Raw genomic sequence first — 24,445 nt, forward strand, 5'->3', positions numbered from 1 at the left:
TATTGACTGAACTTAGCGCTTAAACTTGAGCCACTAGGTAGCCAATGTAGACTAGATAGCTTAATACCAGTATTGCGGCTTCACGACGACCAATACGTAGACCTGTGTAAGCAAACGGCAGTAAGATAACCGCAAAGGCAATCATCGCACTCCAGTCTAGAGTGGTAATTTCGCTGCCAACAATTGGGTGGATAAGTGCAGTCACACCTAAAATACCCAAAATATTGAATAGGTTTGAGCCAACAACGTTACCAATCGCGATATCGCTCTGGCCTTTAAGTGCTGCCACGATTGAAGTTACAAGCTCTGGCATACTGGTACCGATAGCAACAATTGTTAGGCCGATAATCACTTCGCTAATACCAAATGACTGCGCTAGAGCGACTGCGCCATCAACAAACAAGATACCGCCGCCAACTAGCATACTGATGCCGATAACGATAAATAGCACAGATAGCATAGGGTTTTGCTTAGTATCTTCAACATCATCGTCAGTTTGCTTTTCTGCAGTGAAATAGCTGAAAGTTAAGTAAGCCACTAGCAATGCGAATAAAATTGCGCCATCCCAGAAGCTTAAACCACCATCAAGCAGTAGGCTCCAGAACAGTAGCGATGCACCAATCATGATTGGAATATCACGGCGTACCATTTGTGATTCGATCTTAATTGGGCGAATAAGTGCGGTGATACCTAAAATTAGGCCGATGTTGGCAATGTTAGAACCAATCACGTTACCTAAAGCAATGCCGCTATTGCCTGCAATCGCAGATTTTACGCTAACTGCAAGTTCAGGTGCACTGGTACCAAAGGCAACGATAGTTAAGCCGATGATAAGAGGCGTAAGCCCCAGTCTAAGTGCTATTTGGCTTGCTCCTCTTACTAAGGCTTCTGCGCCTACAGTAAGAATTAAAAAGCCGCCGAGTATCGACAATAAAATAAACATGGTTAACTCTATAATTTGGATGTTTCTGAAAGGATGGCAAGAATAGTTTCTTTCAAAAATTGCGCAATCAAAAACTGTCCATTCATCATTAAATTTAGTTAATTGGCTAAATTTGCATCTAATACAAAGCGGCACACCTTGAAGTGTGCCGCTATAATGCTCGGTAGTGCTAATTAATGCTTAGATTTCGTCTTCCCAACAGATTTTTCCACCACGTATGCCATCAACCTTTTCACTAAACTTCTTCTCAAGCACATGACGCTTAATCTTCAGCGTTGGAGTGAGTACGTCATTGTCAACGTCCCAAGCTTCATTCACGATAACGATAGCATCGACGGTTTCATGAGATTCTAAGTGTGGGTTAACAGAATCTATGGTGCTCTTTAAAGAGGTTCGCACTTCTTCCCTTGGTTGCAACGCCGCACCTTCTGATAGTTGTACTAAGGCAATTGGGTGTGGTAAGCCAGAGCCAATAACACAAAGCATTTCTATATGAGGGTCTTGTGCCAGCTTACGCTCAATTGGCACGGGGGCAACGTACTTACCTTTAGAGGTTTTAAAGTTGTCCTTAACTCGACCTGTGATGCTAACGTTGCCTTCATCGTCGATAGAGCAGAGGTCACCAGTATGGAAGAAGCCATCGTCATCGAAGCACTTAGCTGTCTCTTCTTCTTGCTTGTAATAACCTTGCATTAGTCCAGGGCTCTTAACTAAGAGCTCACCGACATCAGATTGCTTGGCTTCACATCCTTCGACCGCACGGCCGACTGAACCAATTTTACGGGGATCAAATGGATGGTTAATAATTGAGTAAGCACAGTTTTCAGTCATGCCCCAGGCTTCAGAAATATCGAGACCAATCTTGTGATACCACTCAACCAGTGATGGCGGGATCGGTGCCGAGCCTGAACCCAGCAGGTGACAATGCTCTAAACCTAATCCTTGATGGATTTTTCGTTTAACTATACCGCTAATGAACGGTACTTTAAGTAAGAAGTTAAGTTTGCTGTAACCAATTTTGTCGATGATATTTTTCTGGAATAAGCTCCATAGGCGTGGCACAGAGAAGAATACTGTGGGTCTTGCACGCTGCACATCGGTAACGAAGCTGTCTAGGCTTTCAACAAATGCAACACTGCTGCCAGAGTAGAAAGAAGAGCCCTGAATCGCGACACGCTCGGTGATATGCGCCAGTGGCAAGTAGGACAACAGTCTGTCTTCAACGTCTGTTTTAAGATCGCGCACTACCGCGGTACAGGTCCAGGCGTAGCTGGCAAAGTTCTGAATCGCCCCTTTTGGCTTACCTGTTGAGCCTGAGGTATAGATGATGGTCATCACCTGCTCAGGTGTTGGTAGCGGGGCATCGATTAATGGCTGCCCCATATTGAGCATTTTATCCCAGTGATACTGAGATGGCATGGTGTCGTAAGGCATGGCAATACGCAGAATATCACCGCCTACGCCTGCTTCTTGATCGGCCCAGTAATCGAGTTTACCGATAAAAATGGCTTTGGCTTCACTGTGTTCTAGGGTGTAGCGAATGGTATCGGCATTGGCTGTTGGGTAGATGGGAACACTGATATAACCGCCGTGCATTAGGGCTAAGTCAGTAATAAACCATTCGGCACAGTTTTTAGAAAGAACGGCAACCTTATCACCGGGATTGAGGCCTAAATGTCTCAATGCGCCTGCAACCTGTTGCATCTTGGTTTGTACTTCACGCCAAGTAAAGGTCTTGTATTGGCCGTCAATAGGCTGCTTTAGGTAAACTTGATCACCTTGTTTTTCAACCCAATACTCGAGCATTTCAATCGGGGTTTTCATAGAAGATTCCATCGCATTTCCATATTGATTATTGTTGGTTCCAATTCAGCCTATATCTGTTTTATTGTTTTAATCGTTCGTTTAATAAGCTGATGCTGCTATCTTGAGTATGGCGAAAAATGTGATCTAAGACAAACTTTTTCAAACGAGTGTTACAATTTTGTTGAATTGATTTTCAGCGGAATACTTAGAATGGGTAGCAGCAGGGACGAATATAAAAATACCAGCATGATGCTGGTATTGATGATTATTTTGAACCGACTTAAAAGATTGCTTCTGAGCAATCACTCAGAAGGCGCACGCATCTTCTGCCACCAATCTTCATCCGCTACTATCTGACCATCTTCATCTATAGCAGGATAAGGCAGCTTCTTGCGGCGACAAGCTTTGGCATAAATAGGGTGACCTTCTTCAAATAGCTTAATTTGGCAATAAGCGTCATCCAGTTTACGAGTGCCATACATACCTGCTTCGGTGCGTTGACGCTGAGCTTCATACATAATTAGCGCCGCTGCAACCGATACGTTCAGTGATTGCACCATGCCTATCATTGGTATGATGATATGTTGGTCCGCCGCAGCTATGCCTTCAGGGCTGACGCCGTCGCGCTCGTTACCCATAATAATCACAGTTGGCTTGGTGTAATCAATCTCACGAAAATCGACGGCAGTATCTGAAAAGGTCGTTGCTAGAATTTGCATTTCTTGCTCGCGAAACGCTTCAACAGCTTGCGCCATACTCTGGTGCACACGAGTTTTAACCCATTGTTGACTGCCTGACGCCGTGTTGCCCGACACGCGCATTTCTAGCTCAGACCAAACCGCATGGACTTCATGTATGCCGGCAGCATCAGCAGTGCGCAGTACTGCAGCAATGTTATTACCTTTGTGCACAGTATCTAAGCATACGGTTAGATCGGGTTGGCGGTTATCAAGCATTTGGTTGATGCGAGCGAAACGTTCAGGACTCATGATTGGCTTCTATTTTGTACTTTGGATTAGGTGTTGTTGCTCTGGGAGCGTAACGTGGTAAACGTTAAATAGCTAACGTTAAACAAAAAAATGGGCGCCGTAGCGCCCATATGGTTGGCTGGTGAAGATTAAATCTCCATCACTCCATCCATCTCAACAAGTGAATCTTTCGGTAGTTGTTTAACACCGATAGCGGCACGCGCTGGATAAGGCTGTTCAAAGTAACGACCCATTACTTCATTGACTGTGGCGAAGTTACTTAGGTCAGTCATAAAGATATTCAGCTTTACGATATCGCTTAATGAGCCACCTGCTGCTTCACAAACGGCAGTTAGGTTGTCAAATACTTGCACAACTTGGGCTTCAAACTCATTGCTAACCATTTCCATGGTTTCTGGAACAAGTGGGATCTGGCCTGATAAATAAACTGTGCTACCCACTTTAACCGCTTGAGAATAAGTGCCAATTGCTTGTGGCGCTTTAGCGGTCGCGATGATTATTTTCTCTGCCATGATCTTTCCTTGTCTTGGTTAAATACAGTATTGAGTCTGTTATCGATTCCGAGATGTACGTAATACTTCAGGTAATACTCTTATCCGACGCATCACGTTAGCTAAATGGATTCGATCTCGCACTGAAATACGTAGGTTGATGAGGAAAACTCGCCCATCACGTTCTTCAGTGGTTAAGTTATGAATATTGGAGCCTGCAGACGCTACAATCGAAGTGATTTTGGCTAACGCACCCTGGTGGTTAACAATCTCAACTCTAAGGTTAGCTTGGTATTCGACACCTTCAGCACTGTCCCATTGAACTGGAATGTACTTGTCTGGCTCACCTTGGTAGCCACGAATATTGGCACAGCTTTCCATGTGTACCACTAGGCCTTTGCCTGGGCTTACATGAGCAATTACCGCGTCCCCTGGAATTGGACGACAGCAATTAGCGAAGGTCACTAACATGCCTTCAGCACCACGAATAGACATGGTAGGCACATCATTCTGCTCTTCAGTATGAACCTGATCGCCAAGCAGTCGCTGCGCGATAACAATGCTCATGGCATTGCCTAGGCCAATATCTGCAAGCAGAGAATTAAGTGAGTCATGCTTGGTATCACGAACGACTTTATCGATCTGCTCTGGTGATAAAGTGTCTAGCTTGGTTTCACCAAGTGCATGATTAAGCAGACGCTTACCCAGTAATACGGCATCATCTTCTTTTAAGCTTTTCAGTAGCTGACGGATTTTAGCGCGTGCCTTGCCTGTCACTACAAAGTTGAGCCAAGCCGCATTTGGACGTGCGCCATTTGCGGTAATTATCTCTACGGTTTGACCGGAGATCAGTGGCTGACTGAGCGGATAAGCTTGGCGGTTAACCTTAGCGCCAACGCAGGTGTTACCCACATCGGTGTGCACTTCATAGGCAAAGTCGACCGGAGTGGCACCCACAGGTAGCTCTAAAATACGGCCTTCAGGCGTGAACACATAGATCTCTTCAGGGAAAAGTTCTGTCTTAAAGTTTTCAACAAATTCGAAAGAGGTGCTAGCGCTTTGCTGAAGTTCCAGCAAGCTTTGCATCCATTTACGGGCACGAACTTGAGTTGTCGTGCCTTGCTCTGCTGAGCTGCCTTTCTTGTACAGCCAGTGAGCCGCGACCCCTTTATCTGCCATCTGATCCATATCTTCGGTACGAATTTGGATCTCAACTGGCACACCGTGAGGACCAAAAAGTGAAGTATGCAGTGACTGATAGCCGTTAGCTTTAGGGATAGCGATATAATCTTTGAAGCGGCCAGGATGCGGCTTATAAAGGCCATGCATGGCACCCATGACGCGATAGCAAGTATCGATAGAGTCAACGATGACTCTAAAGGCATAGATATCCATCACTTCCTGGAACTGCAGTTCTTTATTGCGCATCTTGTTATAGATGGAATAAAGGTTCTTCTCGCGTCCCTTTACTGTGCCCTCTAGGCCAGTATCTTCAAGGCGAGTATTGATCGCGCCTTCAATGCTTTGGATAAGCTCTTTACGATTACCTCGAGCGGCTTTGACCACCTCTCTAAGTACGCGATATCGCATTGGGTAATAGGCTTGGAAACCTAATTCCTCTAACTCACTCTTAATATTATGAATACCAAGACGGTTGGCGATCGGAGCGTAAATTTCGAGGGTTTCTCGGGCGATGCGACGGCGCTTATCGGGCCGAAGAGCGCCTAAGGTGCGCATATTGTGGGTTCTATCGGCAAGCTTGATTAAGATGACTCGAATATCTTGGGTCATCGCCATCATCATTTTGCGGAAGTTTTCAGCTTGTGCTTCTTTCTTATCGCGAAATTTGAGTTTATCGAGCTTGGAGACGCCTTCAACCAATTCAGCAATTGACTCGCTGAAAATTTCAGCCAGCTCTTCTTTGGTTACTGGGGTGTCTTCGATAGTGTCGTGCAAGAGAGCGGCCATAAGCGTCTCATGATCGAGACGCATATCGGCCAGGATGCGGGCAACCGCAACCGGGTGGGTAATATAAGGTTCGCCACTCGTGCGCATCTGACCTTCATGGGCATCACGCGCCACCTGATAGGCCTGCTTGAGTAATTCTACCTGCTCAGGTTCTAAATAACCTGAAGCAGACTCCTTGAGACCTTCAAACAGATACAAGTGACTCTACTCCTTATATGACGTTGTTGCGGCCTTCAGCGATGGCAGCAACAGCAGCAATTTCAGCTGCTTCACGTTCACGAACTGTTTGGCGCTCATCGGCATCCAAAGTATCAGCTGTGACTAAACCTAGCTCGATTTCGCGCAGGGCGATAACCGTTGGCTTGTCGTTCTCTTCTTCAACCATAGGGTCTTTACCCTGAACAGCGATTTGGCGAGCACGACGCGCTGCAACCAGAATCATATCAAAACGGTTGCCGATTTGGTTTACGGCATCTTCTACAGTTACGCGAGCCATGTTTGGAAACTCCAGTGTTTTATCGATTGAAAAAATGACGCAAAATTGTACATGAAGACAGTTAGCCTGCCAACAGATCTTTAATCATACCATTTTGCGTATGAATTTGGCTAGCAGAGGTTAATCTTTGACTGCGAATGATCGCTAAAAGATCGGCCAATGCCTTGTCGAAATCATCGTTCACTAAAACGAAGTCATATTCATTGTAGTGTGACATCTCTGAAACAGCTTGTGCCATGCGGCCTGCAATCACTTCTTCGCTGTCTTGTCCGCGGCCTGTTAGGCGGCGCTCTAGTTCAGTTTTAGACGGCGGTAGAATAAAAATACCAATCGATTCAGGCATCAGCTCTTTAACTTGCTGAGCACCTTGCCAGTCGATATCTAAAAATACGTCAATACCTTGCGCGAGTGTTTGCTCAATCGTGACACGAGAGGTGCCATAATAGTTACCAAATACTTCCGCCCATTCAAAAAAAGCGCCATCGGCGATTAAGCTCTTGAACTCTTCTTGATTAACGAAGTGATAGTGCTGACCATTCTCTTCACCTGGGCGCGGCTGCCTTGTGGTGTGCGAAACTGAAACTTGCTTATCAACAGGTTGATCCCTTAATAGGGCTGAAATAAGCGATGATTTACCTGCGCCACTTGGCGCCGAGACGATAAATAGGTTTCCGCGAGCGGTCATTAGCTGCATATCCGATGTTTGTACCAATAAGAGCTAGCTACCAGCTCAAAATCGGGCGATAAAAGGTTAAGCGAGCCATTATACAGCCTAGGGTGATATTTGCGCTAGTCGCAGTTAGGGGAAATCATCGTCTTGAGTCAGATTTTTTATTGAGTCTCTTCAGTTCTGTATCATTTATCTTTAATGATAAAATTGCCCGAAAACACTGACATTGAGAGGCAAATTCGGTAGGCTACATCTTTGCTTTTTATGCTTTCGCCTGGGCATAAAATTTGGGTGTGCTGTGACTGCTGATACAGGGTACATAGCCGAGTCGTGGGTCATGGTTAAGGTCGTAATTATATGCAGTTAAAGTCATTAGTATGTGTTAATGGTATCGATAATGGGCAGCGTTTTGCTGTTATTAGTGGGTTGATTTATTTCATCTTATTGTTATCTGTAGTGCTGTTCAGTCCTTCGGCGCCCCTGTATCTTGTCGCCATTTTACTCACGCCTATATTGGCTTTGAGCAGCCTACGTCGTCTGCGTGATAGTGCAAAATCGCCTAAGTTAATCTTGTTAACCATACTGCCATTTTGGTTGGTATTGATAACCCTAGTGCATATTCACAGCATGATGCTGTTGTTGACACTTTTGCTGCTTGCAGGCCTAGCGATTGGTTATTTAGCTTTGTTACCCGGGGCAACCGGTACCAATTATGTGCAGGGCTATGCTGGTCCTGTCGATATGAGTTCAAGCAAAGTCACCACAGATAAAGCTAGTCAACGGGTTCGAGTGGAGCCGACTTTAGGCGGTGATGAGAATGCGGCGACCAGTTTTGCGGCAGACAGCAGCGCCGAATTTGTGCAAGCTGATGAGCTAGCTCAGCAAGACCATAACCATGACTCTGGCAGGGATGAACAGCCTTTACACAGAAGAAGAGCTCAGCCTGCTGGGTTTAATATGGCTCAACTGCAGCAGGCGCTGCAGGTTAATAAGAAGTGGTTATTCGGCATAACGGGGGCGTTAGTTGCTGTCATGCTGATTGGCAGTGTCTGGTCGCTAATTCCTGACTCTGAAGCTGAGGTCGAAACTGCTGCGCTGTCTGAAAGTGCTATTGAAAGTGCGCCTCAAACTGAGCGCATTTCAACGGCAATGCCTGATGGCTTTAGCTTAGTGCTTGAGGATGATGTACTCATCATGCGCTGGCTGGGTGAATCAGGCTCGCCGAGTAACCTATGGTCTTTGGCCACCGCTAAAGGCGATAAAACCTGCTCGCGGATGCGCTTTAATGACGGCACAGAATACCGCCCGCTAGTGGTAGATTTACTGGCCGATACAGGCACTGAGGCCAGGTTTTCTCCTCTCGATACCGAGGCGATTATTGTTGATATGGCAAGACGTGGTAACGTCAGCCTTTGCGGTTACAACTTCAGTTTAAAGGGGAGCCAAGCCGCATTGGGTAAGGTCGCCGCTTTCCGCACTTATTTATAAGCTTACTGTTATAAGCATAGAACTGCATGATTTTTTAAGGCTAATAGCGCTGGATATTAGCCTATAGACTCATTAAACTGCTTCGCCTTGTCGTGGTGCGGCACTTTAATCGCTTGAGAGAGCGCCATTGTTTGAGAGAAAGTCATGAGTAACAACAAACAGGATTTAACCTTAGTGATCCTAGCTGCAGGTTTAGGTAGCCGATTTGGCGGCGATAAGCAGTTGGCACAGCTGGGACCAAATGGTGAAACCATGTTGGAACTATCGTTAAAGAGTGCCTACAAAGCAGGATTCAGTCGTGCAGTGTTGGTGATCCGCCCTGAGCTGACTCAAATGCTAGACGAGGCGTTAGCGGGCAAGCTAGCCGATGACTTTAGCTGCGATTATTGCATTCAGTCACTCGATGATTTACCCAATTCTGCCGCCGAATTTGCCGATGTCGCGCAACGCCAAAAGCCTTGGGGCACAGCCCATGCGCTTTGGAGTGCGAGAAATCATGTTGTTGGGCCTATGGCCGTGATCAATGCCGACGATTTTTATGGTGATAGCGCCTTTAGCTTACTCGCTGAAGGTTTATCGCCAATGGATAACGACTGGATGATGGTTGCCTATCCAATCGGTTTGACCCTGTCTGAAAATGGCGGCGTGAATCGAGGTTTATGCCAGGTTGAGGCGGGCAAGCTAGTTGATGTCGCCGAATGGCTAGATATTCGCTGTGAACCACAGGGTTTAACTGGTACGTTAGATGGGCAGCATTTAGCTATTGCCGATGATGCAGTCGTATCTATGACCTGCTGGGGCTTTAAGCCAGATATTTTTGAAGTGATTGAGCATCAGTTTAGTCACTTCCTTGAGCACAATGGTCAGCATCCAAAGGCCGAGTGTTACTTGCCAACGGTTGTACAGGCCAGACTCGATGAGCAGTCGACTTCGCAGCCAAGCAAGGTGGTTAATGTCAGCGTTGCCAAGGAGTCTTGGTACGGCGTGACCTATCCACAAGATGTGAATTGGGTAAGAGAAAAATTGCAGCAAACCCTTATCAGAGATTAATAGCGGTAAGCTAATTTATATTTAACAATGAGCTGCAAGGAAGGTCTGGATAAACAAGCCCAGATAGCAGAGATAAAGAGATAACTGGAGTGTTGGGTGATTGATTTTATAAGACAAAATGTTTTGTCGCATTTTGGTGTTGATGCAGATAGCGCCAAAGTGTCTCCATTAGGGAATGGTCATATTAACCATACTTTTTTGGTACGCGGTATCGATAGCGAATTTGTGCTGCAAAAGATTAATACTGAAGTATTTAAAACACCGGTAGCCTTGGTTAACAATGCCCACAAAGTTAGCCAGCATCTACAAAAACAAGCCACGGCCGATGAATATCGCTTACAGGTGGTTTCTCCCGAGCTTACTGTTGACGGTGCACTGTTTGTTGACTTAGGTGAGCAAGGGTTCTGGCGTGCGATTAATTATCTGCCCCATAGCCATAGTATCGATGTAGTAGGCTGCGAAGCCGACGCTGAGATGGCGGCTAAGGCTTTCGGGCACTTCTCTTGCGCATTAACAGGGCTGGATGCCGAGCAACTCGAAGACGTTATCCCAAATTTTCACCATCTTCCAGGACGCATTGAGTTATTAGCTCAGGCTGCAGCGAGCAATCCTCAAGGTCGATTAGCTGAATGTCAGCAGTGGCTTGAGTTTGTTATGTCGCAGACGGAGTTACTCGAAGAGTTGGCTGAGCTCGAAGCCAAGCTGCCACGTCGTATTTGCCATAACGACACCAAAATCAACAATATGTTGTTTGATAAGCGTGATATGAGCAGCCTTGCCATTATCGACTTAGATACCTGCATGAAAGGCTACTTGATGTATGACTTTGGCGACATGGTGCGCACATTCTGCAGCCCTGAAGAGGAAGACTCGACCGCGCTAGACAAAGTGCAGGTAAGAGAGTCTATCTTTGGTGCTATCTGTAAAGGATATTTGAGTGAGCTAGGTGATGTGCTTTCAGATGATGAACGCAAGAGTCTATGGTTAGGTGCTAGAGTGATGTGCTTGATGATAGGTGTGAGGTTCTTAACCGATCATCTCAATGGTGATGTGTATTTCCAAATTCATCATCCGGGCCACAACTTAGAGCGCGCAGCAAACCAGTTCACTATGTACCAAAGTTTACTGAACCAGCAAGACACATTGAGCGCTTACCTAAACTAGGCTTTGTATTAAATACACCCTAGACAAAATAATCGTTAGGAATAAGCCGAGCAGTTTGACCAATAGGTTGGAACTGGCTCGGCTTATTTATTTGCTGCACCGTAAAGTCATGCCTAAGGGCAGGTTTTAGCAAGTCATCAAACATATCTACCTGCTGGTTAGCGGGATTTAACCAGGCATCAAGCACTTCTTCATTTTGCGGTAAAATCATCGGGCTAGCTTTACTGTGATACGGCAGTAAGTCAGGGTGTGGCGGATTGGTAATAATAGAGCACGATGTGGTGGTTTCACCGGTTTTAGGATGTTGCCACTCGCGAAACAAGCCACCAAATGCCATCGCCGAATTCTCGGTAATAAAGTCATGATAGTAAGTCTCTTTGCCTCTTTTCTCTGTTTCACCAAAACCGCTAGCGACAATCACACAGCGACTCTCTCTAAATGCTTTAAAGCCTGCGCTATTGGGCGTGTTTAGTTTATCAAAGCGGGTATTAAACGAAGTGTAACGGCTGGGTTTAAAGCCTTCATAAGCTGTTTCAAGCAGTAACCACCAAGTGGCGGTCTGTAAGCGGCGCTCGCCATCAATTTCACGCACGATGCTAATGTCGTTGGTGGGCATTTTAAAGCGCCCAAACAGCATTTCCTCAGCGTTCTTTACTCGCAAGTCTTGCATCAGCGCTTGTACAAACATGTCATCAATAATATTGAGTCGGCCGCACATAAATAATTACCGTAAATAAATCACATCATTGAGTATATGAATGATTGTGAGTTGAGTATAGCGAGAGCTAAAAGTGGGGCGTGAACTGTTGCTATTCACGGTTCATTGCTGTGTCACTAAATGGCCATTTAATTGCGCGTTCTGTTGCTAATATTTGCTCATTAGCTAGATGAATCCATTTAAATGTAGCAATGCAATCGAGGAATTAACCATGAAAAAACTCATTATCAACGCCAATGTTTTTAACGGTACAGACAACCAACTATTAGAGAACGTTGCTGTGCTTGTTGAAGATAATTTGATCAGCAAAATTACCCACCAAGGTGGCATCGACTTATCTGTTGCGGATGAGGTGATCGACGCCAAGGGAGGCACTGTGATGCCGGGTCTAATGGATGCACACGTTCATATTACCTTGTCAGCCCCATTCAATGTGATTGACACCATGACCCGTGAAGAAGTGGCGATACGTTCTGCGCGTATTTCTGAAGAGATGTTAATGCGCGGCTTTACTACCGTTCGTGATGTAGCGGGTAATACGCTAGGCCTTAAAAACAGTATTGATAACGGCTATGCCAAAGGGCCACGCATTCTGCCATCAATGGCAGCGGTTTCTCAAACCTGTGGGCACTCTGACTATCGTCAAAATCAGGCGCAGGAGAGAATAGGCCAACATGAAGACTCGCCTATGATGAAGCAAGGCTCAATGAAGGTCGCCGATGGCCGCTCTGAGGTGCTAAAAGCGGTGCGTGAGCAACTGTTTATGGGGGCATCGCAAATCAAAATTATGGCCGGTGGCGGCGCGTCATCAACCTTTGACCCACTCGATACCCTGCAGTTTACCCTTGATGAGATGAAGGCGGCTGTTGAGGCAGCAACCGATTACGGTACTTATGTGGCAGCACATATCCATACCGCAGACGCCATGCGTCGAGCTGCAGAGGCTGGGGTGATGTCGTTTGAGCACGCGACCATTATGGATGACGACATTGCCAAAACCATTAAAGACAAAGGCATTTGGGTGATCCCGTCTTATTTTACCTCGTCACTTATCGCAGAGCGTAAGATCCCGTTACCGAATGAAGAGACTTATCGCAAAACTGAGCGAGTAGGTAAGGCGATGCTCAAATCTGCGGAACTGATTAAGAAATATCAGATCGACAATATCGCCTTTGGTACCGACTGCGTCGGCGAAGCCAGCGTACACGCTACTCAGCTTAATGAGCTTGGCGCTATTGAGCAGACTTTCGACACGATAACCGCCCTACGTATGGTGACTTCAAACTGTGGACGCTTATTTGAAATGTCGACCTATCAGCATCCGTATCAGGAGGGCCGTTTAGGTCAAGTGGTTGAAGGTGCCTATGCCGATCTGCTCATTATCGATGGTAATCCACTTGAGGGAGTCGCCTGCGTCGCTGACACCAGCAAACAAAAAGTGATTATGAAAGACGGCATCATCTACAAAAACACGCTGTAATCGCGACTCAAATAACGATTTAACGGCAAATAACGGCGCTTAGTTGATATAACTAGGCGCCGTTTTGCTATCTGTGACATATCACTTTACCGCCAGGTAGAGCTTTTGTTTTGACTGTCATCAAATGGCCATTTTATAAAAATATCGCTGGTATATTAGACTCAAATTCCTACTTGAAGAGTACTAACTATGTCACATCATTTTAAAGATTACCGCGGTTCACTAGAGCGTTCTTTAGATCACGCAGTCTCGTATCTTGAGTCGCTAGATGAACGCCCTGTCGCTCAAGAGATCACATCGCAGCAGCTACGGGAGTTAATTGCGGGTGAAATGCCACTGCAAGGGACAGCACCAGAACAGGTTATCGATGAAATGGCATATGCGCTCGATGCAGGTCTTGTTGCATCAGGTGGGCCACGATTCTTTGGCTATGCCATCGGTGGTACTTTTCCAGCGGCATTAGCTGCAGACTGGTTAGTGAGTGCATGGGATCAAAATGTGCCGTATTTCGTGTCTAGCCCTGCAATGGCGGTTGCCGAAGAAACGGCAGCTGAATGGATGGTAGAGCTGCTTGGCTTAACCAAAGGCTCTGCGGTTGGTTTTACCTCAGGCGCTCAAGAAGCCATTTATACCTCGTTAATCACCGCGCGTAATTCACTGTTGGAAAATGCAGGCTGGGATGTGGCCACTAAAGGTTTATATGGCGCGCCTCAGGTGAATGTGGTCGTGAGTGACCAAATTCACTCAACCATTAAGCGCGCACTTTCAATGATAGGCTTGGGTATTGAAACCATAGTGAAAGTGCCAACAGACGATAATCTTCGCCTTATCCCCGAGGAGCTTGCGCGTGTGTTAGCCGATATAAACGGTCCAACACTAGTTTGTGCCCAAGCGGGTTGTATTGACTCGGGTGCATTCGATCCTTTCGACGAGATAGCTGACGCGGTTGCTAAGCATGGTAACGCTTGGTTGCATGTGGATGGCGCAATCGGGCTTTGGGCTGCGGCCAGCGATAAACAAAAACACTTATTAAAAGGCATTGAGCGAGCAGACTCCATAGATACCGATGGCCATAAGTGGTTCAACATGCCATATGACTGCGGCATGGTGATAGTGAAAGACCCAGCCAAAATCACTTCGGCAATGGGCGGTGGCAATATGGGCGACTACCTAAATGATGCCATGGATAAGCCAGACCGTAACGCAATTAACTACGGTATAGCCGCATCGAGGCGTGCCCGTGGTCTGCCTGTATACGCCGCGTTCAAGTCGCTTGGCAAGCAAGGCATCGTTAACCATTTAGATAACTGCTGCGCCTTGGCCAAGCGCATGGCTGATACTTTGAGAGAAGTGGACGGCATAACCATTCTTAATGATGTGGTGTCGAATCGATTCTCAGCGCAATTTGGCACTGGTGATGTGGAATATCGCAATGAGCTCACCGCTCGCGTGGTACATAGACTGCAGCAGGATGGATATCTTTATCCATCAACATCAGGCTACAAAGGCTTAAAGACCATGCTGTTTTCAGTGCTGAATTATCACACCTCGATAGAGGATATTGATATTTCAGCAAACAAGATCATTGAAGCGTTTAACATCGAAAAAGCGTTATTGCCTAAGTCGGCTTAACGATATGAACTCAACGAGCAAAGAGAGTGGAGGAAGTATGACTCAGCAACGATTTGTAGGGGCTAGCCTAGCCATATTGGTTTATTTAACAGTGCTCAATTTCTTTAATGAGTATTGGCACTGGGTTTCTATCGAGTCCTTCAGCGTTTCACTTGTTGCTGCATTACTTTTGCTGACGCTACTAAAGCTGTCGATTAAAACAGAGCATATGGTGGCCGCCTTTTTTAAGGCTAAACCCGGCAGGGCGGCAAAAGTATATCGAGGCATTAGCACCTACATTATCTTGGTGGGCAGCAAGTTTATGATCCTTGAAGCGATAAATGTGATGTTTGACGAAAAGGTCTCATTTAGCGGCCCCTTCAATGGTGTCGTCGCTTTCTTTGCCGTTGTGTTTACTATTCTCATTGCCGAGTTTGCAGTAGGTAAAATATATACAGGCTTGAATGACACCAATAAGCTGCAAGCGGCATAGGGAGGATTTAACACGAGTAATTACACCGCTATTAGAGGCGGCTTTTTATAGATGAATGAGTTGCCTCTAAAGCTTACCTGTCTCAGTTATTTGTTGCCGTTATAAGTAAATTATGAAGTTAGTTAATCATAAATACCAGTGACCCTAGCACCCCCACTAAGCTCTCTCCGGCGATACAGCCAGCTGCAATAGCTATAAGAAAGCGTTTTGACCAGCGGGGGGCTAGTTGCCGAACTAGCTTTGATAATAGTGCGCCAATGCAGAGCATAAGACTAATATGTGCAGGTAGCACGAATGCTAACCCTACAGCTGACATACTTGGCAGATAAGAGTGCCACTTTGAGGGAACTATAAGTAGTAGCAACTCATTTAGCATTGCAGCGATCATACCAATGAACATTGCATACCTAGCTGATTGAGGGATTGCCTCTAAACCTTGTGTTAATGCCAAGGCAATGGCTGACCATGCAGCCACACCTGGGGCAGGCCATTCCGTTGTCATCAATTGCTCTGCAGGGTTAGGGAATAAAGCTAAGAATACGGCAGCGCTGGTTAGGCAGCCAGCTAGAATACCAAAGGCCTGCGCAAACATTTGATGACGTGGATTAGTGCCTAGCAGATGGCCAGCTTTAAAGTCATTTAGTAGGTCTGTTGCTTGGCCCGCAGCGCCACTGGCAACATTGGCGGTCATTAAGTTTGTGGTTATGCTGCCAGGACTTATCATTGAGAAACTAAGTTGCGACAACTTACCTAATGCGCCTATCGGTGGGATCCCGGTTTCGCCTACAACCTGCGCTGCGACCACTGCAAATATAAAGGCTAAGGGGATGGCGACTATTGCTGCAAACCAGCTGATATCGAATAGATAAACTTGTAAGCCGATAATTATTGGGGCCAGTAACGTTAGGAGTAAGCATTCTTGCCAGCCCCACATTAATGATATCGATGATCTTTTCTTTGATTTTATCAAAGATATTAAGGTTGTTGTCACAGCCGAAGCTAGCATCATGGCCACTCCTGGCCAGACTAGCCAATCAATGAGATTGCTAAACCAGTAACTGTCTGTAGGACCCGGCTGTTCCCAGCCCTGCTCTAAGATAAATGGCGCCACACCTAACCAGGCTATTAACGAGCCTGCAAGTAAACTGAGAGCTGATTTTGTGCCAATTATTGCGCCAAATGCCAGTAGCATATAAGAAGGGTCGATAACAAAACCTAAGTTTTTAGCGCTTATACTGGTTCCCGCTAGTGTTCCGTGTCCAGGAATAGAAAAGCCTAGAGGAAGTTTATAGCTCATAGGGATAAAAATTCGGTGCCCCATAGTGAATGTCATCGCTGAAATGAGAGCAATGGTTTTGTGTCTTGCAACCCGTGCATTGCTGAACATATCGCTGATGACTTCAGCTGTTGCTATACCAGCAGGAAAACGTAAACGGGGATTTTGTAGCATAGCGGGCCTTATTGCTGAGGCGACACAGATCCCCAGCAAACTGATGCAGATCATCCAAAATACCATCGGCCAATAATCTAATTGGCTATCACTGACGATCATGTAGGCGGGGATGGCAGATGCTAATCCTGCCGATAAGGTTCCGGCCGCTGCAGAGGCAGTGGTTTGTTGTATGTTGGCTTCTTTAGGGTCCCATTCTTGGCAGCTAATGCCTTTGCTAATCGCCTTCCAAACAATAAATCCGAGTAATGAAGATAGCACCGACATATTGATAGACCAGCCAATACGCAGCCCCATATAGAGATTACATATCACTAAAAGACAACCTAAGCTCATACCTGTGATAATGGCGCGTATAGATATTGACTGTGTTTTAATAGCTGGTTTTTTCTCTGTCATGTTGCGAGTAGGCTCGTTAAATACTTTTTTTGGTATGAGTAAAAATATTTTTGAATTGTTTTATGCTGATATCACGCAGCGAATATAGTTGAATCTTTCACTGAGGTCTTAGGACAAGCTCTCATTTGAGCATTAAGTGGATTGCTTTCTTAACTATTTGTGAATATTGATGATCACTGTCACTTTTTGTGGACTTATAGCAGCTTGATAGGGTCTCTTTTGGTAAATTAGTAAAACTGAAATTTTAAGGATTAGACAGTAAATGATAAGGCAGGCTAGAGAGGTAAAACTACTTGATATTGCAAGAGAGCTGATTCTAGAGCAGGGCATGGTATCGTTTAAGTTCACCGATATAACTAAACGAGCAGAAGTGTCTCGAGCCACACTGTACAAGTATTTTTCAGGCAAAGAAGATGTGCTGGTGAGTCTGTTTGTTCATGATGCGGGTATTACTAAGCAGATGTTATTAAACATTCAAGCTGATACTACGCTAAATCATCGAGAGAAGATTTTGCTGAGCTTACTCGCTCCTGTTGCAAGTTCGATGGAAACATTAAATCGCTCTGGCACTTTATTGTTAAGTGCTAACCCGGGTATTTTTATGTATGCAAGCGATACGCAAAAAGCTCGGCTTGAGCAAATCGTCTCTGAAATAAGGCAAGTCACCCTCGAGTTTTGGCTAGCACCTTTTAAACAAGGTTATATGGGCGTTACCCAAGAGCAACTAGAAGAGGTGATGGCATTAACCTTTCCTTATCAAAGAGGTTGTATTGTGATCCCTCAAAGTGTGATGACGGTAGGCAAGCACATTCATTACCCTTTAAGAAAGGTATTTGAGAACCTGTTGAAGTCGACAGAGGCATTAAGTTGGTGTGAAGAGCACGCAAATGTTGATTATGAAAAAGTCTTGATCGGCATTGGGCGGCATAAAAAAGAGGGCATGATTGCCTGTTAGAGCTTGCTCTGACAGGGCGGTTTGTTTTGCTTCAATTACACAGAGCCGCTCTAGTTGGCCCTGTGTTGTCATATCATGCTGGTACTTTTATTTTCGGGAACGGATTCAATCAGTGGCTGCAGTAAGGGACAGTTTGCTTTAGCCTGCTTAACAACATAAACCACGATATTTTGCACATCATTTCTTTCACTCGTTAACGTGCATATTGCGCTGGCCATACAGACATGAATAAAAGGTTCTGTCTCGATATCGGCACTGTTGTAGGCCTCTTCGATATAATCTCGTGCTGAAGAGGCGATGTAATTACTCACAGTTCCTATTGATACTTGAGCAAAAATCCTGGGGTGAATCTCAAGAGAAGCGCTTATGTAGTCCTCTATCCTACTGGCGACCTTGGCGATTTTATATTGTAGCTTTATCGAGCCGATTACCCCCATAGCGCAGGCTCTTGTACTATGACATCATTAGACTCGACTAACACATCTAGGTAGTCTCTCAGCAATAATCCCCAGCCTAAATAGAAGTCCGTTTTTGAATGCTCAATTGTTAGCTCTGCAACCCGATATGCCCATGGCGCAAGGTGTTCAGCTATGATGGTTTTCAGCTCCAAGACCTTGTTTTGTTTAATGGTATATTCCACAAGTTGCAGCACCAGTGATAAGTGGTCGATAGGTTGGTTATCACCATCAATGGTATTGACCGTTATACCTAAAGCGTCGATGCGATCTTGTAGCTTTTGCGTGCTGGGCCCACATAGTAGGTTATCTTCACTAAGGTAATACGAGCCCCATAGTGGCACTTTCATCTTACCAGGACCGATAAAAAGCTGATTAAAATCGAGTCGTAGTTCAGGTAACTGCTCACAGCTATATTGCTTTATGTAGTTGCTTATAAGCGCAACACCTTCGCTACGGGTTTTACTTTCAGTCAGTAATGGATAGCACAGGTTGAAGTCATTTTCTTGATACATCTCCAGCATTTTATCGCTAGGGTCATGATACATATTGGCCGCTAAGATTGGGGTTATTTCAGCTAATGCGTTATTCATATTTACTCCAGTATAAAAGGCGGCCAAGTGGCCGCCTTGAAGAGATATCTACTTATCTAAGCTAGGCTCGTATTGGTAGAACTCAAGACCAGAAGTAGGGCCCACGTTACACCAAGTTGATGTACCAAAGTACAGCTTGTCGTCGATATCGACTACGTTACGAACGCCATTAGAGCACTGGTTACCGAAACCGTTAGTGGTTAGCTTACGTGCTTTACCGTCAGCTTCGATGATTGCTAGATCGCCACCTGGAATAAACTCATCGGCTAGACCATTCACTTCCATTTCCGTTTTAGTGTACTCGTACATCCACATGGCTGGATTGTTAGCCATTTGGTTTTTCCATTCACTGTTCTGGAATACGATACCGTCGAATAACATGTACTCACCAGCGTATGCATCGAACAGAAGGTCATGTAGGCCTGAGAATGCATCGAAGAAGCCCCAGAACAACTTGCCGTCTTTGGCAATCGAGGTCCAAGAATAAACATTACCAGGGTTGCCCATACCGGCTTCGCCATGAGTAGGCTTCTTGCCTAGCTTGTTTGGTATAGCCTTCCAGCCGTTACCATCATTAACTTGCATGGTCTCGTAGCCGTATAGCAGCTCCACCTTAGAGGTATCGCCTTCGCTTACTGCATCGATATTGTTAAGGTCAATACGGAAGATTGAAGTAGCGCGCCACTCGTTAATCATAAATTCTTTGTGATTAACTTCTTTATTGGCATCAATAACGGAGTAATCGTGTGGATCAAGGCCTGTTAACTCGGTGAATAGCTCAGGATCGGCTTTAGCGAAGTGCTTATAAGCGGCATCAGTGCCTTGATGGTAAGTACCGAAATACATGAAACCATCGTTAATTGCACTGGTGCCCCATTTTGCTCCCCAGCGACCTTTAGTATCAGGATCGTACTGATCCATACCAAATACTTCACGGAACGTAAGCTGGTTATCAACAGTGTAACCAGCAGCAGGGATAGGGTCAGAGATCAGAATAACTGACTCTTTGAACTTGTTATTTCGTTCACCATCTTTATACACGAACGGATGGGCAGAAGCTGACATGATTAAACGCTCAGTGTCGTCAGTATGAGTGAATTGGCGCCAGTCACCAACCATACCGTACTGCACTCCATCTGGAGCAGTGTCATTATCTAGTTGAGTCGATACTACATCCCAACCTACAGTTGTAAGTGGGTCTAAATCATTACCGCGACCCAAATCAACGTTACCACCGGCAAATGGATCATCTTGGGTACCTACCCAGCGCAGTAGCTGAGTTGGACCATCCCCCGCTTGGGTCATCCCAGTTTCTGCACCCACAAGAGTGTAGAAGCCTGTCGTACCATCAGGGTGCTCTAAGGTGCGGAAGCGACGAGTCGTGTCACCAACAATATCGCGGTAGCCGATGAATGAGCGCTCCTTAGCGTTGAATACGAATAGGCGTAGACGTCCTTGATTTTCAGTAGTCTTCCAATGTCCGGCAACGAATACTAGATCACCAACAGTACCTGCAGCACGGAAGCCATAAGTGTTGTTAATAGGCTTGAATGCTTCTGTGAACTCAGGGCCGCCAGATGTCAGCATGCTTTCATGAATCACTTCTTTTTCGCCAGTGCGGAAGTTGTAGATGAAGATCTGTGATGGTGTACCAGTGGTTCCCGGTACTGAACAGCCTGTTGTTTCACTCTCAAAAGTGGTCAACTGAATAGGCATGCCGATATTTTGGTATGGCCAGACACACCAACCGTTAGAAATGGTACCCATCCATAGCTCTTCACCATTTTCAGCGCTGTCATAGACGGTAGTGCCCCATGGGTAAGAAGCGTTACGCATCTCTTTGTATCCTGCAGGCATGGTATTTTCCCAATCTCGCAGAGGGTCGTATTCATTAGCAGGGCTGGTTGCGCTGTAAAATGCACCGTCTACAATAGTACGGCCAGCATGTACAAATGGGCCATCTATAGCTGGTGGATCAACAGGGTCAGTTGGATCGCCCGGCTCTGTTACTGGGCATTCATCAGGGCTTGAAACCTCTGATCCATTTTCGCAGACATATATTGTTTCTGAGTCGTCATCAGAACAGCCAGTAACCATAGCACCTGCAAGCAGGATAGCGACAAGAGAAAGTTTAGTATTCATGTTATACCTCGTTTGGATTTACTACAGAACCGGCACCTGAACTTACAGGTTGGCCGTCTGGATGAACTCTAAGAATTAGGTTGGGTTTGGTAATGCTTGCTGCCGGTAGCGGGGCAATTTCAGCCGTTTCACCGTATTTGGCACGCAACTCATCGATAGGGCCAAAGTCCAATGCACGATGAATGCAGCTATCAACACACATCGGCTGTTTACCTGCATTAAGGCGGTCGATACAGCCGTCACACTTGGTCATTTTGCCCCGTGCCTCATCAAGTTGCGGCGCGTCATAGGGGCAGGCCTGAGCGCAAGATGAACAGCCGATACAGATGTCGTCATGCACTAACACTAAGCCGTCTTCGATGCGCTTATGCATAGCACCCGTCGGGCAAGCTTTGGTGCAAGCTGGGGTATCACAGTGGTTACACGAGATTGACGTGTAGTAGGCAAAGACAGATTGGCTGAATACGCCATTACCATTGTCGGTGCAGCTTCCGCCTGCATATTCATATACGCGGCGAAAGTTACGTCCTACATTCAGGTCATTCTTATCTTTACAGGACACCATACAGGCCTTGCAGCCTGAGCAGATTGCTGTATCAACATAGAATCCTAATTGCATGTTTTGCTCCTATGCCGAGTAGACTTTGACTCGGTTAGTATTAGATCGGAATGACTTAGCAACCGGGCTCGGCTTACTATCGGTTAAGGTATTTGCGCAGCCACCCACATCGATATCACCCTTCATTCGGCGCCACTGGCCTTGCGGCATAGCGACTACGCCGGGAACAATTCGTGGCGTTACACGGACGGTAATTTCAAGCTTGCCTCTGCGGCTTTCAACGATGACCTTTTGACCGTTAATAACGCCAATAGCGCCTGCGTCTATAGGGTTGAGCCATAGGTGATGCTCTAATACTTCATTGAGCCAAGGTGTGCTGGCATGAATACTGTGGGCACTATGTTTACCGTGATAGTTAATGCACTGAAATGGATACTCAGAAGCGGTTGCGTCTTCGTATGACTCATCACAGGCAAAATACACAGGTAGTGGATTGATCTCGTCGGTGCCTTCGGCTTGGGTTTGTTTACTCTCAAAATATTGCGAGTAGATCTCGACCTTGCCGCTAGGTGTGCCTAGTGGGTTGCTCACAGGGTCGGTGATAAAGTCACGAATTTTGCCTACGTTTGGATGTTCAGGGGCTTGCTGACGTTGTGGGCCGAAACTGACGAATTCTTCAAAGGTGTCACCTTGGATCCAAGGATTACTTTTCTTAAATTCAGAGTAGACTTTGCGCACTTGATCTAAGTAGGTCATGCCACCATTGGTGAACTTGCTAGCGATACCAAGCTTATCGGCGATCATGTGGCAGATATCGTAGGCAGGCTTGCATTCAAACATAGGATCGATAGAAGGCGTGATGCCGTAGGCGTACATTAAAGAGCCACAATCCATTTTGTTGTAGCTTTGAATGACATCGTACATCTCAAGCCAGCTCACTTCAGGCAAGATGATGTCTGCGTATTTAGCCGATGCAGTCATATGTTGTTCAACCACAACCACGTAATCAACAAGGCGTTCGTCGTTAAGCAGACGGTCAGCTCGGTTAATATCGCCGTTCTGGTTTGCCAACATATTTGATGATGCTAGCCATAAAAAACGCACGTTGGTATCTAGTGGCTTATCATCAGCCATTAACTCAGGATCTGAATAGCGAACGTCATGAGTGCTCGGCTTCATTTCTTTGCCAAACTCGATGGCATCAAGGTGTGAAGCTGCAGGAATCGTCACGTCCATGATTTTCATGTTTATTAGATCCATCAACGTATCAGCCGGCATCATGGCGTAATGAGACAAGCCACCATTGCCTGGCGTACCGCCGTGATTCATGCCATCACCTGAGATTTTGCCGACCAGCAGTGGCAACATCATTACTGCGCGAGCATTGTTCTCACCGTTACCTTGACGTTGAGGACCAAAACCTTGGGTTACGAATGGTGCAGATGCGGTACCAATCGCCTCTGCAATTTCACGGATCTTCTCTGCAGGAATGCCGCAAATAGTTTCGGCACGTTCAGGAGTCTTAGCAACCCCGTCGGTAACACCTGTGATGTAGTCTAGATACTTATCATGGCCATAGGTGTACTGCTCAAGGAAGGGAATATCTGCGTATCCATCTTCAATGAGTACATTGGCGATTGCCTCACATAAGGCTGCATCGGTACCAGGACGAATCGGCACCCACTCGTCAGTAGCGGTTACTGCTGTATCGGTGAATCTTGGATCGATATAGTAGGTCTTGAAGTTATTTTTCTTCTTAACATTCAAATACTCATAACCAGAACCTGCGCCGCCAAGGCGAGCTTCCATTGGGTTATAGCCGAAGCAAACCATCAAATCGCTGTTTTCTAGGCTACGCAGGCTAGAACCCGTATTCCAAAAACCGACCGTATCGCCAGCGTTAGAGGCAAGGTAACCATACATGCCAGCAGAACCTTCTCGGTACTGTGATGCTGAATAGTCGTTATGGAAGAATAAGCATCCTCCCGCCATATTTAGTAGACGTACACTGGATTGAGTCACACCTGTATTTAGGTCGTGAGAGCCACCGCCTAAAGGCATGAAGATGGCATTTTTACCGTATTGTGCGTAAGTCTTCTGTAGCGCCTCGGCAACACTGGTTACAGCCTCTTCCCAGCTGATACGAACAAACTCATCAGAACCACGACGCCCAACACGCTTCATTGGATATTTGAGACGGTCGTGGTTGTAGACTTTCTGACGCATAGAGCGGCCGCGAGGACAAGGGCGGATCTCATGATCGAAATGGTCCCAGTTATCAGTCCTTTTACCTTCGGTTTCGATGCGGGTGATCACGCCATCTTTACTGTGCACCTTTAAAGGGCATGCTTGCCAGCAGTTGGTGGCGCATGTTCCCCATGTTGTACCTTCTCCTACTGGAGGCAGTACGGGATCACTCGGCGTTGGAAGAGGGTCGTTGGCACTGCTGCTTTCACAACCGGTAACAGTGGCTACCGCTGTTGCAGCTGCGGTGAACTTAAGAAACGTACGACGTTCCATAATTT

At 46.1% G+C, this 24,445-nt stretch carries 21 protein-coding genes; 7 read left to right on the forward strand and 14 right to left on the reverse strand.

Annotation, left to right across the window (positions count from 1 at the left end):
- Positions 1–19: 19 nt before the first annotated feature.
- From K5Q73_RS07725 to gmk, 7 genes are all read right to left on the reverse strand, one after another.
- A complete protein-coding gene (locus K5Q73_RS07725; protein WP_220760869.1) occupies positions 20–943 on the reverse strand; it encodes a calcium/sodium antiporter in 924 nt (307 codons plus the stop codon).
- Between the two features lie 180 nt (positions 944–1,123).
- Entirely contained in the window at positions 1,124–2,779 is a 1,656-nt protein-coding gene (locus tag K5Q73_RS07730; RefSeq protein ID WP_220760871.1) for an AMP-binding protein, read from the reverse strand.
- Between the two features lie 272 nt (positions 2,780–3,051).
- On the reverse strand, positions 3,052–3,738 hold the full coding sequence (gene trmH / locus K5Q73_RS07735; protein ID WP_220760872.1) for a tRNA (guanosine(18)-2'-O)-methyltransferase TrmH: 687 nt from the start codon (positions 3,736–3,738) through the stop codon (positions 3,052–3,054).
- A 128-nt stretch (positions 3,739–3,866) separates the two neighbouring features.
- A complete protein-coding gene (locus K5Q73_RS07740) occupies positions 3,867–4,250 on the reverse strand; it encodes a RidA family protein (protein WP_220760874.1) in 384 nt (127 codons plus the stop codon).
- Positions 4,251–4,289: 39 nt separating this feature from the next.
- Positions 4,290–6,395 (reverse strand): bifunctional GTP diphosphokinase/guanosine-3',5'-bis pyrophosphate 3'-pyrophosphohydrolase, encoded by a 2,106-nt coding sequence (spoT, locus tag K5Q73_RS07745; RefSeq protein ID WP_220760876.1) that lies wholly within the window; start codon positions 6,393–6,395, stop codon positions 4,290–4,292.
- A 13-nt stretch (positions 6,396–6,408) separates the two neighbouring features.
- Positions 6,409–6,693 (reverse strand): DNA-directed RNA polymerase subunit omega, encoded by a 285-nt coding sequence (gene rpoZ, locus K5Q73_RS07750; RefSeq protein WP_012004474.1) that lies wholly within the window; start codon positions 6,691–6,693, stop codon positions 6,409–6,411.
- A gap of 61 nt (positions 6,694–6,754) precedes the next feature.
- Positions 6,755–7,378 carry a guanylate kinase gene (gmk, locus tag K5Q73_RS07755; RefSeq protein WP_220760877.1) on the reverse strand — a complete coding sequence of 208 codons (624 nt, stop codon included), beginning with the start codon at positions 7,376–7,378 and terminating at the stop codon, positions 6,755–6,757.
- A 342-nt stretch (positions 7,379–7,720) separates the two neighbouring features.
- On the opposite strand from gmk, the gene K5Q73_RS07760 reads away from it, so the two are divergent.
- From K5Q73_RS07760 to K5Q73_RS07770, 3 genes are all read left to right on the forward strand, one after another.
- Positions 7,721–8,851, forward strand: coding sequence for a DUF805 domain-containing protein (locus tag K5Q73_RS07760; RefSeq protein ID WP_220760879.1), 1,131 nt, complete (start codon positions 7,721–7,723; stop codon positions 8,849–8,851).
- A 144-nt stretch (positions 8,852–8,995) separates the two neighbouring features.
- On the forward strand, positions 8,996–9,901 hold the full coding sequence (locus K5Q73_RS07765) for an NTP transferase domain-containing protein (protein ID WP_220760881.1): 906 nt from the start codon (positions 8,996–8,998) through the stop codon (positions 9,899–9,901).
- A 96-nt stretch (positions 9,902–9,997) separates the two neighbouring features.
- Entirely contained in the window at positions 9,998–11,065 is a 1,068-nt protein-coding gene (locus tag K5Q73_RS07770; RefSeq protein WP_220760883.1) for a phosphotransferase enzyme family protein, read from the forward strand.
- 19 nt (positions 11,066–11,084) lie between these two features.
- Here K5Q73_RS07770 and K5Q73_RS07775 read toward each other — a convergent pair whose 3' ends face one another.
- Positions 11,085–11,783, reverse strand: coding sequence for an SOS response-associated peptidase family protein (locus K5Q73_RS07775; RefSeq protein ID WP_220760885.1), 699 nt, complete (start codon positions 11,781–11,783; stop codon positions 11,085–11,087).
- A gap of 211 nt (positions 11,784–11,994) precedes the next feature.
- Between K5Q73_RS07775 and K5Q73_RS07780 the strand changes: the two genes are divergently transcribed.
- From K5Q73_RS07780 to K5Q73_RS07790, 3 genes are all read left to right on the forward strand, one after another.
- Positions 11,995–13,263, forward strand: a complete 1,269-nt coding sequence (locus K5Q73_RS07780; RefSeq protein WP_220760887.1) for an amidohydrolase family protein — start codon at positions 11,995–11,997, stop codon at positions 13,261–13,263.
- Between the two features lie 189 nt (positions 13,264–13,452).
- On the forward strand, positions 13,453–14,895 hold the full coding sequence (locus K5Q73_RS07785; RefSeq protein WP_220760888.1) for a pyridoxal-dependent decarboxylase: 1,443 nt from the start codon (positions 13,453–13,455) through the stop codon (positions 14,893–14,895).
- 37 nt (positions 14,896–14,932) lie between these two features.
- A complete protein-coding gene (locus K5Q73_RS07790) occupies positions 14,933–15,367 on the forward strand; it encodes a hypothetical protein (RefSeq protein WP_220760890.1) in 435 nt (144 codons plus the stop codon).
- Between the two features lie 118 nt (positions 15,368–15,485).
- Here K5Q73_RS07790 and K5Q73_RS07795 read toward each other — a convergent pair whose 3' ends face one another.
- A complete protein-coding gene (locus K5Q73_RS07795; protein WP_220760892.1) occupies positions 15,486–17,216 on the reverse strand; it encodes an OPT family oligopeptide transporter in 1,731 nt (576 codons plus the stop codon).
- A gap of 262 nt (positions 17,217–17,478) precedes the next feature.
- On the opposite strand from K5Q73_RS07795, the gene K5Q73_RS07800 reads away from it, so the two are divergent.
- Positions 17,479–18,171 carry a TetR/AcrR family transcriptional regulator gene (locus tag K5Q73_RS07800; RefSeq protein WP_220760894.1) on the forward strand — a complete coding sequence of 231 codons (693 nt, stop codon included), beginning with the start codon at positions 17,479–17,481 and terminating at the stop codon, positions 18,169–18,171.
- Between the two features lie 68 nt (positions 18,172–18,239).
- Here K5Q73_RS07800 and K5Q73_RS07805 read toward each other — a convergent pair whose 3' ends face one another.
- From K5Q73_RS07805 to K5Q73_RS07825, 5 genes are all read right to left on the reverse strand, one after another.
- Positions 18,240–18,482: a hypothetical protein gene (locus K5Q73_RS07805; RefSeq protein ID WP_259650741.1), complete on the reverse strand. Its 243-nt coding sequence runs from the start codon at positions 18,480–18,482 to the stop codon at positions 18,240–18,242.
- Positions 18,483–18,598: 116 nt separating this feature from the next.
- Positions 18,599–19,219 (reverse strand): molecular chaperone, encoded by a 621-nt coding sequence (locus tag K5Q73_RS07810; RefSeq protein ID WP_220760898.1) that lies wholly within the window; start codon positions 19,217–19,219, stop codon positions 18,599–18,601.
- Positions 19,220–19,267: 48 nt separating this feature from the next.
- Complete coding sequence (locus tag K5Q73_RS07815) at positions 19,268–21,361, reverse strand: hypothetical protein (RefSeq protein ID WP_220760900.1); 2,094 nt, start codon at positions 21,359–21,361, stop codon at positions 19,268–19,270.
- Position 21,362: 1 nt separating this feature from the next.
- On the reverse strand, positions 21,363–21,980 hold the full coding sequence (locus K5Q73_RS07820) for a DMSO/selenate family reductase complex B subunit (RefSeq protein WP_220760902.1): 618 nt from the start codon (positions 21,978–21,980) through the stop codon (positions 21,363–21,365).
- A 9-nt stretch (positions 21,981–21,989) separates the two neighbouring features.
- Positions 21,990–24,440 (reverse strand): molybdopterin-dependent oxidoreductase, encoded by a 2,451-nt coding sequence (locus tag K5Q73_RS07825; protein ID WP_220760904.1) that lies wholly within the window; start codon positions 24,438–24,440, stop codon positions 21,990–21,992.
- Positions 24,441–24,445: the final 5 nt, after the last annotated feature.

It is taken from the genome of Shewanella sp. MBTL60-112-B2, assembly GCF_019655055.1.
Classification (GTDB): Bacteria; Pseudomonadota; Gammaproteobacteria; order Enterobacterales; family Shewanellaceae; genus Shewanella.

Bases quoted from the DNA above. Each gene is read 5' to 3' on its own strand.
- K5Q73_RS07725 (WP_220760869.1), bottom strand. From the start codon at position 943: ATGTTTATTTTATTGTCGATACTCGGCGGCTTTTTAATTCTTACTGTA.
- K5Q73_RS07730 (WP_220760871.1), bottom strand. From the start codon at position 2,779: ATGGAATCTTCTATGAAAACCCCGATTGAAATGCTCGAGTATTGGGTT.
- trmH (WP_220760872.1), bottom strand. From the start codon at position 3,738: ATGAGTCCTGAACGTTTCGCTCGCATCAACCAAATGCTTGATAACCGC.
- K5Q73_RS07740 (WP_220760874.1), bottom strand. From the start codon at position 4,250: ATGGCAGAGAAAATAATCATCGCGACCGCTAAAGCGCCACAAGCAATT.
- rpoZ (WP_012004474.1), bottom strand. From the start codon at position 6,693: ATGGCTCGCGTAACTGTAGAAGATGCCGTAAACCAAATCGGCAACCGT.
- gmk (WP_220760877.1), bottom strand. From the start codon at position 7,378: ATGACCGCTCGCGGAAACCTATTTATCGTCTCGGCGCCAAGTGGCGCA.
- K5Q73_RS07760 (WP_220760879.1), top strand. From the start codon at position 7,721: ATGCAGTTAAAGTCATTAGTATGTGTTAATGGTATCGATAATGGGCAG.
- K5Q73_RS07765 (WP_220760881.1), top strand. From the start codon at position 8,996: ATGAGTAACAACAAACAGGATTTAACCTTAGTGATCCTAGCTGCAGGT.
- K5Q73_RS07775 (WP_220760885.1), bottom strand. From the start codon at position 11,783: ATGTGCGGCCGACTCAATATTATTGATGACATGTTTGTACAAGCGCTG.
- K5Q73_RS07780 (WP_220760887.1), top strand. From the start codon at position 11,995: ATGAAAAAACTCATTATCAACGCCAATGTTTTTAACGGTACAGACAAC.
- K5Q73_RS07785 (WP_220760888.1), top strand. From the start codon at position 13,453: ATGTCACATCATTTTAAAGATTACCGCGGTTCACTAGAGCGTTCTTTA.
- K5Q73_RS07790 (WP_220760890.1), top strand. From the start codon at position 14,933: ATGACTCAGCAACGATTTGTAGGGGCTAGCCTAGCCATATTGGTTTAT.
- K5Q73_RS07795 (WP_220760892.1), bottom strand. From the start codon at position 17,216: ATGACAGAGAAAAAACCAGCTATTAAAACACAGTCAATATCTATACGC.
- K5Q73_RS07800 (WP_220760894.1), top strand. From the start codon at position 17,479: ATGATAAGGCAGGCTAGAGAGGTAAAACTACTTGATATTGCAAGAGAG.
- K5Q73_RS07810 (WP_220760898.1), bottom strand. From the start codon at position 19,219: ATGAATAACGCATTAGCTGAAATAACCCCAATCTTAGCGGCCAATATG.
- K5Q73_RS07815 (WP_220760900.1), bottom strand. From the start codon at position 21,361: ATGAATACTAAACTTTCTCTTGTCGCTATCCTGCTTGCAGGTGCTATG.
- K5Q73_RS07820 (WP_220760902.1), bottom strand. From the start codon at position 21,980: ATGCAATTAGGATTCTATGTTGATACAGCAATCTGCTCAGGCTGCAAG.
- K5Q73_RS07825 (WP_220760904.1), bottom strand. From the start codon at position 24,440: ATGGAACGTCGTACGTTTCTTAAGTTCACCGCAGCTGCAACAGCGGTA.